Genomic DNA, 13058 nt, shown 5'->3' with positions numbered 1-13058 from the left:
ACACAAACTTTTTCCCGAAATTTCTGGAATACCAAGGACCACTGAGAAACTGTTGGAAAATTTTGTGCGTGGGCGGTTGGCTCGATACCCAGATCGGAACGATGCCGAAAAGCCGACGTTGCCGAATCGCAAGCACAACACCGATAGCGAGGCGATAATGGTAGCCAAGGCGGACGTGCAAAAGTTCTTCAAGACCTACGAGAAGGTCTACAACGACGCGATCGCCGGCAATGTCGACATGGACGATTTTGGAGCGATGTATTCGACTGGATTTGTCTCGGTCACCCCGGCTGGCGTCATGGTCGGCGAGAACGGCAAGAAATTTCAAGATACGATGAGGAAGGGTTTTGAAGCCTATCGGGCGATGGGCAGCAAGACGATGACCTGCAAGGATGTCTCGGTGACGGCCATCGATCAGGACCGTTGCGTGGCCAAGGTAGAGTGGTCGGGCGAATACGAACGCAAGGACAAAAGGCTCGTGACCATCGATTTCGAAGTCGATTATCTCGTCGAAAGGCGCGAAGGCAGCCTGAAGGTGTTTGGCTGGATCGCCGGCGACGAGCAGGCGGAATTCAACAAGCACGGGCTGTTGTAAGCTCTGCCCGTCGGATTTGGTCGTGGACCAGCTGATTAAGAGTCAGCCGCTCCACCATCTCACCGGAATTTAACCGCATTGGTGCAGCATAGCGCCAATGCTAAATGTGCCTTGATTCCAAACCTTTTCATACGGTTGCCCCTACATGAGCCAGAGATCCTGCCTGTCCGTCATCCTCGCCGCCGGCGAAGGTACCCGCATGAAAAGCGCTACGCCCAAGGTGCTGCATGCGATTGCAGGGCTGCCGATGGTGGCTCACGTGGTGAGGGCCGCCGAAGGAGCTGGCGCGACCGGCGTGGCGCTGGTGATCGGCCACGGCGCCGACGAGATGCGCAAGGCGGCACAGAAATTCGCGCCAAAGGCTGAGACTTTCGTGCAAGAGAAGCGGCTCGGCACCGCGCACGCGGTGCTTGCTGCTCGCGAAGCGATATCAAAGGGTTATGACGATATTCTCGTCATGTTCGGCGACACGCCGTTGATCGATGCGCAGGCGCTGGCGGCTGCGCGGCAGAAGTTGGCGGAGGGCGCTGCCGTCGCCGTCATCGGCTTTCGCCCGCCAAGCCCGACCGGCTACGGCCGTTTGATCGAAAAGGGTGGCAAGCTCGTCGCCATCCGCGAGGAGAAGGACTGTTCCGAGGCGGAAAAGAAGATCGGCTTCTGCAATGCCGGCATGATGGCGGTGGCGGGCAAGCATGCGGTGCGGCTGCTCGACAAGGTCGGCAACAAGAATGCCAAGGGCGAGTTCTACCTCACCGACATCGTCGAGATCGCCGGCGCGGAAGGCCTCGATGTGGTGGCGACGGAAGCGGGGTTCGAAAGCGCGCTCGGCATCAACAACCGGGCCGAGCTTGCCGAGGCGGAATCGATCTGGCAGGCGCGCCGGCGGCGCGAGGCCATGCTGTCCGGCGTGACGCTGATCGCGCCCGAAACTGTCTATTTCTCGCACGATACCGAAATCGGCGCCGACACGATCGTCGAGCCGAATGTCTGGTTCGGCCCGGGCGTCAGGATCGCGTCGGGCGCCAAGATCCATGCTTTCAGCCATATCGAGGGCGCGACGATCGCCTCGAACTGCGATGTCGGGCCGTTTGCGCGGCTCAGGCCCGGCGCCGATCTTCGAAACAAGGCAAAAGTCGGTAATTTCTGCGAGGTCAAGCAGGCGACGATAGAGGAGGGCGCCAAGGTCAACCACCTGACCTATATCGGCGACGCGCGCGTGGGTGCCGCGGCCAATATCGGCGCGGGCACCATCACCTGCAATTATGACGGCTACTCGAAATTCTTCACCGACATCGGCGAGGGGGCCTTTGTCGGCTCGAATTCCTCGCTGGTGGCGCCTGTCACGATCGGCAAGGGCGGCTATATCGCCTCCGGCAGCGTGATCACCGAGAGCGTGCCGGACGACGCGCTGGCCTTCGGCCGCGCCCGCCAAAAGACGATCCCCGGGAAGGGCAAGGAGCTGCGCGAGCGCTTCGCCTCGGCCGCCGCGGCGAGGAAGAAGGCGGCGGAATGATTTTCAGCGCTTCCTTGCGGAGGCGGTTGCAACTCGGTCAGATATGAACGAGTGGAAACCAGGGCCCTGAAAACCCGAGCGGTTCAGGTAACCGGATTGCAAGCGCAGTCTGGCATTGTGCACTGGCAAAGAACCGTTCCGCTGACACGGAACGAAACGCAAAGTGACTTTCGCGGCAAGCCGGCAGTCCCTAGATAACGCCGGGTTTTCCGCTCGGAATCGGGGGCTATCGCATGTGCGGTATCGTTGGAATCGTCGGCCGAAGCCAAGTCGCGCCGCTCATCGTCGATGCGCTGAAGCGGCTTGAATATCGCGGCTACGACTCGGCCGGTGTCGCCACCATCGAGAAGGGCGAGCTCGGCCGCCGCCGCGCCGAAGGCAAACTGATCAACCTCGAACGCCGGCTGAAGGACGAACCGCTCGACGGCACGATCGGCATCGGCCACACGCGCTGGGCGACGCATGGCGTGCCCAACGAGACCAACGCGCATCCGCATTTTTCCGAAGGCGTCGCCATCGTCCACAACGGCATCATCGAGAATTTCGCCGAGCTGCGCGACGAGCTCACCCGCGACGGCTACAGCTTCGCCTCGCAGACCGACACGGAGGTCGTCGCGCATCTGGTGGCGCGCGAGCTCGCCAAGGGGCTGAAGCCCGTGGAAGCCGCGTATGCGGCGCTGAAGCGGCTCTCCGGCGCTTTCGCGCTGGCGATCATGTTCAAGGGCGACGAGGACCTGATCGTCGGCGCCCGCAATGGTCCGCCTCTGGCCGTCGGCCATGGCGATGGCGAGATGTTTTTGGGCTCGGACGCGATCGCGCTGGCGCCCTTCACCAACTCGATCACCTATCTCGAGGACGGCGACTGGGCGGTGGTGCGCCGCGAAAGCGTTGCGATCTACGACATCGACGGCAACAAGGTCGACCGCAAGCGCCAGCAATCGCTGTCGACCAGCTTCATGGTCGACAAGGGAAACCGCCGGCATTTCATGGAAAAGGAAATCCATGAGCAGCCGGAGGTGATCTCGCACACGCTGGCGCATTACGTGGATTTCGTCTCGGGCGTGTCGAAGCCGCTCGACCTACCGTTCGACTTCGCCAAAATCGGCCGGCTGGCGCTCTCGGCCTGCGGCACCGCCTATCTCGCCGGGCTGATCTCGAAATACTGGTTCGAGCGCTATGCGCGGCTGCCGATCGATATCGATGTCGCCTCGGAATTCCGCTATCGCGAGATGCCGCTGTCGGCCAACGACGCGGCCTTCTTCATCTCGCAGTCGGGTGAGACGGCCGACACGCTGGCCTCGCTGCGCTATTGCCGCCAGGCCGGCATGAAGATCGGCGCCGTGGTCAATGTGCGCGAATCGACCATGGCGCGTGAATCCGACGTCGTGCTGCCGACACTTGCCGGACCGGAAATCGGCGTCGCCTCGACCAAGGCTTTCACCTGCCAGCTATCCGTTTTGGCTGCGCTCGCGGTCCGCGCCGGCGTGGCGCGCGGCACGATCTCGCGCGACGAGGAAAAGCGGCTGGTGCGCGAGCTTTCCGAGGCGCCGCGCTTCGCCACCCAGGTGCTGAAGCTCGACGAGCAGATCGAGCGGATCTCGCGCGAGCTCTCGCGCTACAAGGACGTGCTCTATCTCGGCCGCGACACCAATTTCCCGCTGGCGATGGAAGGCGCGCTGAAGCTCAAGGAGATTTCCTACATCCACGCCGAAGGCTATGCCGGCGGCGAACTGAAGCATGGGCCGATCGCGCTGATCGACGAGAACATGCCGGTAATCGTCATCGCGCCGCATGACCGCATCTTCGAAAAGACGGTCTCGAACATGCAGGAAGTGGCGGCGCGCGGCGGCAAGATCATCCTGATCACCGACGCGAAGGGCGCCGCGCATGCAGGCATCAAGACGATGGAGACGATCATCCTGCCCGAGGTGCCGGAGATCATCTCGCCGATCATCTACGCCCTGCCGATCCAGATGCTGGCCTATTTCACCGCCGTCTTCATGGGTACCGACGTCGACCAGCCGCGCAATCTGGCGAAGTCGGTGACGGTGGAGTAGGTTTCGCTACCGTTGCAAGTTGCGGATGACGCCAACGGCCCCACTTCGTCATCCACGGGCGGAGCAGGAGCGAAGCTCCTGCGCAGACCCGAGGATCCATTCCGTGACGCAAGCCAAAGAATGCAACCCATCAGAATGGTCGCTTGATCATCCATCCGTTATCCTTCATGCATGACGGGTTATGTTTATATGACTGCGAGCAAGAAGCGCGGCACCATCTACATCGGGGTCATAAACGATCTTAGCCGTCGGATGCCGGAGCACAGATCCGGCGAAGGCTCGCGCTTTACCGGGCGCTATGGTGTGCAACGCCTGGTCTGGTAGGAGGAATATTTCGACATCCGAGACGCCATCCAACGCGAGACGTCGCTGAAACGCTGGCCGCGCCAATGGAAGATCGAACTAATCGAGAAGGCTAATCCAGAGTGGTTCGAGCTTTTCCGCGGCACGGGATGGTAGCGCCTAATTCTGCAATGATTTGATCCGCCGCAAACGTCACGGAATGGATCCTCGGGTCTACGCGCGTCGCTTCGCTCCTTGCTCCGCCCGTGGATGACGAAGGAAAGGATGTTTCGGCTAATCGTGAACGGAAGCAGCTTCCGTTTGGAACGTAAATAGCTGTGATCTTGGCTCTGTATCATAGCATGGTACATGTCGCGAGGAGGGCCGCCCGCCTAACCTTTGAGATACTGGGTTATGCTCAAGTTTGCACGCCCCATCCACCCCGGAGAATTCCTGCGCGAGGAGTATCTGGTGCCGCTCGGCATGAGTGCCGGCGTGCTTGCGAAGAAGCTTAATCTTCCGCGCACCCGGATCGAGCGCATCGTCAAGGAGGAGGTCGGTCTTACTCCGGATACGGCGCTTCGCCTCGCCAGGTTCTTCAACACCACGCCCGAGTTCTGGATGAACTTCCAGAAGGCCTACGAGCTGGAGATCGAAGCGAGCAAAATAGCATCGGAACTCGAGAAGATCGTGCCGCTGGATACAGCGGCGTGACCAGCGCTCTTTAAAAACTTCGCAGTTCCAAAGCGGCTCGCGGTTCACTAATCTCAGCGTTGCAACCTGCGCCGCGGTGAACCCATGTCCGACGCCCTGAAGACCTCTGGCATGACCCGGCTGAGGAACTATTTCCTGACCGGCTTCGTGGTCTGCGCGCCGCTGGCGATCACGGCCTACATCGCCTGGTCGCTGATCGGTTGGGTCGATTCCTGGGTGAAGCCCTACATTCCGGTCCGCTACAATCCCGACACCTATCTGCCGTTCCCGGTTCCGGGCTTCGGGCTGATCGTGGCGCTGGTGCTGATCACGCTGATCGGTTTCCTGACGGCGAATATCGTCGGCCGCGCCATTGTCAATTTCGGCGAAAGGCTGCTTGGCCGCATGCCGCTGGTGAGGGGCATCTACGGCTCGCTGAAGCAGATCTTCGAGACGGTGCTGTCGAACAAGGGTGACATGTTCCGCCAGGTGGGCCTCGTCGAATATCCGCGCAAGGGCGTGTGGTCGCTGGTCTTCGTCGCCAGCGAGAAGGAGACCGAGATCAACCAGAAGCTCGACCAGGAAGGCGATCCGCTGATCGCGGTGTTCATGCCTTGCACGCCCAATCCGACCACCGGCTTCCTGATGTATGTGCACAAATCGGAGATCGTGCCGCTCGACATGTCGATCGAAGACGGAGCCAAGCTGATCGTCTCGGCCGGCATGGTGGCGCCGGAGGTCAAGGCCAAGCTGGTGACGCTGAATGGCGAACCGGTCGAAGGACCGCTCGCCAATCCGCCGCTCGGCGCTCAGCCGGCGCGCAGCAGCCGCACCGCCTCGTCGCGGCCGAACAGGTAAAGCAGCAAGCGCAGCGCCTCGCCGCGCTCGGACTGCAATTCCGGGTCGCGCGACAGGATCAGCCGCGCGTCGTCCCGTGCCGCTTCCAGCAGGTCGGCATGGAATTCGATCCGCGCCACCTGGAAGCCGGGCGTGCCGGACTGCGTCGTGCCCAGCAATTCGCCTTCGCCGCGCAGTTTCAGGTCTTCCTCGGCGATCTTGAAGCCGTCCTCGGTCTCGCGCATGACCGAAAGCCGGCGTTTGGCCGTCTCGCCGAGCGGCTCCTTGTAGAGCAGCACGCAGGAGGACGGCTTGTCGCCGCGCCCGACCCGGCCGCGCAACTGGTGCAATTGGGCAAGGCCGAAGCGTTCGGCATGCTCGATGACCATGATGGTCGCGTCAGGCACGTCGACGCCGACCTCGATGACGGTGGTGGCGATCAGGATGCGCGTTTCGCCCTGCTTGAAGGCGCGCATCGCCTCATCTTTCTCCGCACCCTTCATGCGGCCGTGCACCAGGCCGATCCGGTCGCCGAAGAGTGGTTTCAGCGAAGCGAAACGGTCCTCGGCCGACATCAGCTTGATTTCTTCGGATTCCTCGACCAGCGGGCAGATCCAGTAGATTTTTTGCCCCTCGGCGACCGCATCGCGCATGCGTCCGACCAGTTCGTCCAGCCGCTCCATCGGCAAGGTCACGGTGCGGATCGGCTGCCGGCCGGCCGGCTTCTCGGTCAGCTTCGAGACGTCCATGTCGCCGAAGGCGGTCAACACAAGCGTGCGCGGGATGGGTGTGGCCGTCATCACCAGCATGTCGGGCGCGTCGCCCTTGGCGGTGATGGCCAGCCGCTGGTGGACGCCGAAGCGATGCTGCTCGTCGACGACGGCCAGCACGAGATCATGGAACGTCACGCTTTCCTGGAACAGCGCATGCGTGCCGACGACGATGTCGACCGCGCCGCTGGCAAGGCCTTCGAGCGTCTCGGTGCGTTCGCGCCCCTTCTCGCGCCCGGTCAGGATGGCGATTTGCAGGCCGACTTTCTCCGCAAGCGGCGCGATGGTCGCCAGATGCTGGCGCGCCAGGATTTCGGTCGGCGCCATCAGCGCCGCCTGGCCGCCGGCCTCGACCGCGCGCGCCATGGCAAGCAGGGCCACCACCGTCTTGCCGGAGCCGACATCGCCCTGCAGCAGGCGCAGCATGCGTTCGGGATCGGCAAGATCTGCGTTGATTTCGCCAAGCGCGAATTCCTGACTGGGTGTGAGCTTGTAGGGCAAGGCCGCGCGCAGTTTCTCGACGATGCTGCCGTCGCCAACCAGCGGCCGTCCTGACAGGCGTCGCACCTTTGCCCGCACCAGCGCGAGCGACACCTGACCGGCCAGCAATTCGTCATAGGCAAGGCGCCGCCAGGCCGAGCCTTCGACGGCGACGTCGATCGGATCCGCCGGATGGTGGACACGGGCGAGCGAATCGCCAAAGGCGGGGAAGGTCTGGCGCCGCATGAAGGCGCCGTCCTGCCATTCCGGCAGCTCCGGCAGGCGGCCGAGCGCCTGGCCGATCGCCCGGCGAAGCACCTTGGCCGACAGCCCTGCGGTCAGCGGATAGACAGGCTCGACCAAGGGCAGGCCGTCGGCCTCGCTGGCCAAAGCGATATGATCTGGATGGACCATGGTCGGGCGGCCGTTGAACCACTCCATACGGCCGGACACGACGACATGCTCACCGACCGGCATTGCCTTTTCGAGATAGGCGGCATGGGCATGGAAGAAGGTCAACGCGACCTCGCCGGTGTCGTCATGGGCGTAGACCCGGTAGGGCACCGACCTGTTGCCGCGCGGCGGCGGCTGGTGGCGGTCGACGCGCACTTCGAGCGTGACGATCTGGCCCTCGGCCGAAAGCGCGATGCCGGGCCGGTTGCGGCGGTCGATCACGGTGTTGGGCAGAACGAACAGAAGGTCGGCCGCGCGCGCGGCGCGGTCGCCGAGATCGGCCGGCACCACACGCTCGATCAGCAGACCGACTTTCGGGCCGACGCCGGCAAGCGAGGTAATCGGAACGAACAGGGGATCGAGAATGGTGGGACGCATCGTGTCAGCTTATGTCGCGACGGCGGCAGCGCAAAGGCTGACACCGCCCTCTATCCACGCTATATGCGCCGCTTTGGACAGGGATGCGGCGACATGACCGGAACACAGCGATCAAGCGAGGGGCTCGACGCCCGCCGCCGCAAGCTTCTGTTCCGATCCTGGCATCGCGGCATGCGCGAGATGGACCTGATCCTCGGTTCCTTCGCCGACGCCGAGATCGGCGCCTTGACCGGCGATGAAATCGACCAATATGAGAGGCTTCTCGAAATCCCCGACACCGAATTCCTGCCGATGGTCACCGGCGAACGCCCGGTTCCGCCCGATATCGACTGCGCGGTTCTGCGGAAGATCCTGGCGTCGCGCCGGACCATGACATTTTGAAAAACGCATATTCATGAGTCTCATTCCTTCCATTGGCCTGCCCAAGGGCCGCGCCGGTCAGTTCATCGTCGACGGCGTCGCCGACGGCTACGAAGCCTTCGCCCTGGTGCAGACGGCGCAGGAGATCGCGCCCGACAAGCCGGTGCTGTTCGTCGCGCGCGACGGCCAGCGGCTGCCGGCGATCATCGAGGCGCTCGCCTTTGCCGCGCCCGGCCTGCCGGTGCTGGAGCTGCCGGCCTGGGACTGCCTGCCTTACGACCGCGTCTCGCCCGGCGCCGATGCCGCGGCGCGACGGCTCGACGCGCTTTCGGCCATGATCGCGCTGGCGAAGAAGCCGCATCGCGCCGTAATCCTCACCACCGCCAATGCGCTGTTGCAGCGCATCCCGCCGGCCGAGCTGATCCAAGCGCAGACTTTCCATGCCAAGCCTGGCAACCAGATCGACATGAACGCGCTGATCGCGCGGCTGGAGATCTCCGGCTTCGAGCGCGTGCCGACGGTGCGCGGCCTTGGCGAATTCGCGGTGCGCGGCGGCATTCTCGACCTTTTCGCGCCGGGCTGGAGCGAGGCGCTGCGCCTCGATTTCTTCGGCGACACGCTGGAATCGATCCGCGTCTTCGACGTGGCGACGCAGCGCACCACCGGCCAGCGCAAGTCGATGTCGCTGCAGGCGATGAGCGAGGTGGCGCTGACGCCCGAAACGATCAGCCGCTTCCGCCGCTCTTATATCGAGGCTTTCGGCGCGCCCTCGCGTGACGACGCGCTCTATGCGGCGGTCAGCGAAGGTCGGCGCTTCGCAGGCATGGAGCATTGGCTGCCCTTCTTCTACGAGCGGCTGGAGACGGTGTTCGACTATCTGCCGGATGCGCCTGTCGTCTTCGACCATCTGGCGCATGAGGCGCTGGCCGAGCGCCACACGCTGATCCTCGACCACTACGAGGCGCGCCGGAAACAGGCCGACAGCGCGCTGAAGGACGCCGTGCCCTACAAGCCGGTGGCGCCGGACCTGCTCTATCTGTCGCCGGACAATCTCAAGGCTTCGCTCGGTCCGCGCGAAGACATCGACTTCACGGTCTTCGACGCGCCGGATGTCGGCGCCAAGAAGGTTTTCCACGGCGGCTCGCGGCAAGGCCGCAGTTTTGCCGAGGAGCGCGCCGACCCGAACATCAATGTCTTCGACGTCGTCGTAAAACACATTGCCGACGAGCGCGCCGCGCGCCGCCGCGTCATCGTCGCCGGCTGGACGGAAGGTTCGCTCGACCGTCTCGGCCAGATCCTCGCCGAACATCACCTCGGCAACCTGAAGCCGGTCGCGACGCTTGCCGACGTTGAAAAACTGGAACCGGGGCAGGCTGGTCTTGCCGTGCTGCCGCTCGAATCCGGTTTCGAGACCGACGATATGGTCGTCGTTGCCGAGCAGGATATCCTTGGCGACAGGCTGATCCGGCGTTCGAAGCGCAAGAAGAAGGCTTCCGACTTCATCGCCGAGGCCTCGTCGCTGTCGGCGGGCGACATCGTCGTCCATGCCGACCATGGCATCGGCCGCTTCATCGGCTTGCGCACCATCGAAGCGGTCGGTGCGCCGCATGACTGCCTCGAAATCCATTATGCCGGCGACGACCGGTTGTTCTTGCCGGTCGAGAATATCGAGCTTCTGTCGCGCTATGGCTCCGATTCGGCCGAAGCGACGCTCGACAAGCTGGGTGGCGGCGCCTGGCAGGCGCGCAAGGCGCGGCTGAAGCGGCGCCTGCTCGACATGGCCGGACAATTGATCCGCATCGCCGCCGAGCGGCAGATGCGTGCAGCGCCCGCTATGATCCCGGCCGAAGGGCTTTATGGCGAGTTCGCGGCGCGTTTCCCCTATGAGGAGACCGACGACCAACAGACGGCGATCGATTCCGTCATGGATGATCTCGGCGCCGGCAAGCCGATGGATCGGCTGGTCTGCGGCGACGTCGGCTTCGGCAAGACGGAAGTGGCGCTGCGCGCCGCCTTCATCGCGGCCATGGAAGGGTTCCAGGTTGCGGTCGTGGTGCCGACGACGCTGTTGTCGCGGCAGCACTTCAAGACCTTCTCGCAGCGCTTTTCGGGCCTGCCGATCCGCATCGCGCAGGCGTCGCGCCTGGTGGGTTCAAAAGAATTGGCGGAAACCAAGAAGGGCATTGCGGAGGGCACGGTCGACATCGTCGTCGGCACGCATGCGCTGCTTGGGTCTTCGATCTCGTTCAAGCGTCTCGGCCTGCTGATCATCGACGAGGAGCAGCACTTTGGCGTCAAGCACAAGGAACGGCTGAAGGACCTCAAGTCCGACGTGCATGTGCTGACGCTGTCGGCGACGCCGATCCCGCGCACGCTGCAACTGGCGCTGACTGGCGTGCGCGAACTGTCGCTGATCGCGACGCCGCCGGTCGACCGCATGGCGGTGCGCACGTTCATCTCGCCCTTCGATCCGCTGGTCATCCGCGAGACGCTGCTGCGCGAGCGCTATCGCGGCGGCCACTCCTTCTATGTCGTGCCGCGGATCAGTGACCTTTCGGAAATCCATGATTTCCTGAAGGAATCCGTGCCGGAGCTGAAGGTGGCGGTGGCGCATGGCCAGATGCCGCCGGGCGAGCTCGACGACATCATGAACGCCTTCTACGACGGCCAGTACGACGTGCTTTTGTCGACCACCATCGTCGAATCCGGGCTCGATATCCCGACCGCCAACACGCTGATCGTCCATCGCGCCGACATGTTCGGCCTGGCGCAACTCTACCAGCTGCGCGGCCGCGTCGGCCGTTCCAAGGTGCGCGCCTATGCGCTGTTCACGCTGCCGGCCAACCGCAAGCTCACCGATACGGCCGAGCGCCGGCTGAAGGTGCTGCAGTCGCTCGATACGCTGGGCGCCGGTTTCCAGCTCGCCAGCCACGACCTCGACATCCGCGGCGCCGGCAATCTTTTGGGCGAAGAGCAGTCGGGCCATATCAAGGAGGTCGGTTTCGAGCTCTACCAGCAGATGCTGGAAGAGGCGGTGGCCGAGGTGAAGGATACCGGCGAGGCGCAGGACGGCGGCTGGTCGCCGCAGATCGCGGTCGGCACCGCGGTGATGATCCCGGAAAGCTACGTGCCGGACCTGCAGCTCCGCATGGCGCTCTACCGGCGCCTCGGCGATCTCGAAACCACGGAGGAGATCGACGGCTTCGGCGCCGAACTGATCGACCGGTTCGGGCCGCTGCCGGAAGAGGTGACGCATCTGTTGAAGATCGTCTTCATCAAGGCGCTCTGCCGCAAGGCCAATGTCGAGAAGCTCGATGCCGGGCCCAAGGGCGTCGTCATCCATTTCCGCAAGCGCGAGTTCCCCAATCCGGTCGGGCTGGTCAAGTTCATCGGCGAGCAGGGCTCGCTGGCCAAGATCCGCGCCGACCATAGCGTCGTCTTCATGCGCGATTGGCCGAATGCCGAAAAACGCCTGGCGGGATCGGCGGTGGTGATGACGCAACTGGCCCGGCTCGTCGACAAGGCCGCATAGGCACGTGAACCAGGCCTGCGGCCTGTTGCAGCGGCAGGCGCACCCCTCGCAAGGAAATAGTAACCCACCCGAAAGATCGCGCGCACTTGCAGGGCGTGCGACGATTATGACCATTGCAGTATTTGTACTTGAGAGGTTCAATAGGCCAATCTAATCATCGCTGCAGGGGCTGCTTATGAACCCGCAAACTTTCGATGAATACTGGCTCGGCTACCTTGCCGGCCATTCAAAACCTTCAACCCGCTTTATCCATTACCTCGGCCTCTTCTTTGCGCCGATCGCCGGCGTCGCGGCATCCTTCCTCGTGACGTGGTGGGCCTTTCTGGTCATCATTCCCGTCTTCTACCTTGCGGCGTTGTTCACCCATCCCCTGCTTGAGCACAACAGCAACAAACCTTTCGCGGAACGGCCCTTGTGGAGCGCCATTGCGCTGCTTCGCATGCTCGCGCTCGATTTGACGGGCGGTCTTGGCCGCCAGCTCAGCCGTCTGAAGGACGCCGGCAGATAGGCATGGAAACGGCGGTTGTAGCTGCCTGTTCAGCCGTGCTGATGCTTGGCGCCGGATTCCATGTCTACTGGGCCTTCGGCGGCCGCATCGGCGCCGGCGTTTCGCTGCCTCAACGCGAGGACGGCGGTCCGGCGGTGAAGGAGACGGCCGTCGGTGCCCTGGCGGTCGGTCTGGTCCTGGCGCTGGTCCTGCTTCTCCTTCTTGGTTTCGCCGGCCTGATCCGCCTGCCGCTGCCGCACTGGCTGCTGAAGACGGCCCTTATCCTGTGGGCGGCCATATTCACCCTGCGGGCATTGAGCTGGTCGCGATATTTCGGGCTGTTCAAGCGGGTCAGGAACACGCGTTTCGCCAGATATGACAGCCTGCTTTACAGCCCATCTTGCCTGTTGTTGGGGTTGGGCTTGTTCCTGCTCGCGCTGGCGGACACGGCATAGCGAGGCGGTGGAACCATTCGCCACTGCTGAAAAACCCGGCTAGAATAGGCAATCGGCTTCGTGTAAGGAGCCGCGACCTCGTATCGAGGCTGGAATGGCGGGCAAGCGCGTTCGCCGGTTTGTTTTGACGCAATTCCGACGGAAATTTCACAGTTTTCCCGGGGTT

10 protein-coding genes and 1 pseudogene are annotated in these 13058 nt (G+C 63.3%); 10 read left to right on the top strand and 1 reads right to left on the bottom strand.

The genetic code is table 11. The features are described from left to right. Positions 1-157: 157 nt before the first annotated feature. From FJ424_RS10230 to FJ424_RS10205, 6 genes and pseudogenes are all read left to right on the top strand, one after another. Positions 158-595 carry a nuclear transport factor 2 family protein gene (locus tag FJ424_RS10230; protein WP_140646170.1) on the top strand — a complete coding sequence of 146 codons (438 nt, stop codon included), beginning with the start codon at positions 158-160 and terminating at the stop codon, positions 593-595. A 145-nt stretch (positions 596-740) separates the two neighbouring features. Then, a complete protein-coding gene (glmU, locus tag FJ424_RS10225) occupies positions 741-2108 on the top strand; it encodes a bifunctional UDP-N-acetylglucosamine diphosphorylase/glucosamine-1-phosphate N-acetyltransferase GlmU (protein WP_140651164.1) in 1368 nt (455 codons plus the stop codon). Positions 2109-2341: 233 nt separating this feature from the next. Beyond that, the gene (gene glmS, locus FJ424_RS10220) at positions 2342-4165 is read left to right on the top strand and encodes a glutamine--fructose-6-phosphate transaminase (isomerizing) (RefSeq protein WP_140651162.1); all 1824 of its coding nucleotides are present in this window, start codon (positions 2342-2344) and stop codon (positions 4163-4165) included. Between the two features lie 171 nt (positions 4166-4336). Continuing rightward, a pseudogene (locus tag FJ424_RS10215) lies at positions 4337-4624 on the top strand (GIY-YIG nuclease family protein). A gap of 237 nt (positions 4625-4861) precedes the next feature. After that, positions 4862-5161, top strand: coding sequence for a HigA family addiction module antitoxin (locus tag FJ424_RS10210; RefSeq protein WP_140627430.1), 300 nt, complete (start codon positions 4862-4864; stop codon positions 5159-5161). 84 nt (positions 5162-5245) lie between these two features. Next, complete coding sequence (locus FJ424_RS10205) at positions 5246-5998, top strand: DUF502 domain-containing protein (RefSeq protein WP_140651161.1); 753 nt, start codon at positions 5246-5248, stop codon at positions 5996-5998. Here the strand turns inward: FJ424_RS10205 and recG are convergent. Next, on the bottom strand, positions 5950-8058 hold the full coding sequence (recG, locus tag FJ424_RS10200; RefSeq protein WP_140651159.1) for an ATP-dependent DNA helicase RecG: 2109 nt from the start codon (positions 8056-8058) through the stop codon (positions 5950-5952). The two genes, FJ424_RS10205 and recG, sit on opposite strands and share 49 nt — an antisense overlap. A 93-nt stretch (positions 8059-8151) precedes the next feature. Between recG and FJ424_RS10195 the strand changes: the two genes are divergently transcribed. The 4 genes from FJ424_RS10195 (at position 8152) to FJ424_RS10180 (ending at position 12892) form a co-directional block, all read left to right on the top strand. Further along, a complete protein-coding gene (locus tag FJ424_RS10195; RefSeq protein ID WP_140646163.1) occupies positions 8152-8439 on the top strand; it encodes a succinate dehydrogenase assembly factor 2 in 288 nt (95 codons plus the stop codon). A 13-nt stretch (positions 8440-8452) separates the two neighbouring features. After that, entirely contained in the window at positions 8453-11950 is a 3498-nt protein-coding gene (gene mfd, locus FJ424_RS10190) for a transcription-repair coupling factor (protein ID WP_140651157.1), read from the top strand. Between the two features lie 175 nt (positions 11951-12125). After that, positions 12126-12458: an Mpo1-like protein gene (locus tag FJ424_RS10185; protein ID WP_140651155.1), complete on the top strand. Its 333-nt coding sequence runs from the start codon at positions 12126-12128 to the stop codon at positions 12456-12458. 2 nt (positions 12459-12460) lie between these two features. Then, positions 12461-12892 (top strand): DUF3995 domain-containing protein, encoded by a 432-nt coding sequence (locus FJ424_RS10180; RefSeq protein WP_140651153.1) that lies wholly within the window; start codon positions 12461-12463, stop codon positions 12890-12892. Positions 12893-13058: the final 166 nt, after the last annotated feature.

Origin of the sequence: Mesorhizobium sp. B3-1-8 (genome assembly GCF_006439495.1) — a bacterium.
Classification (GTDB): Bacteria; Pseudomonadota; Alphaproteobacteria; order Rhizobiales; family Rhizobiaceae; genus Mesorhizobium.
Note: the sequence above shows the minus strand (reverse complement) of the source record. Positions and strands in the feature narration are given on the sequence as shown.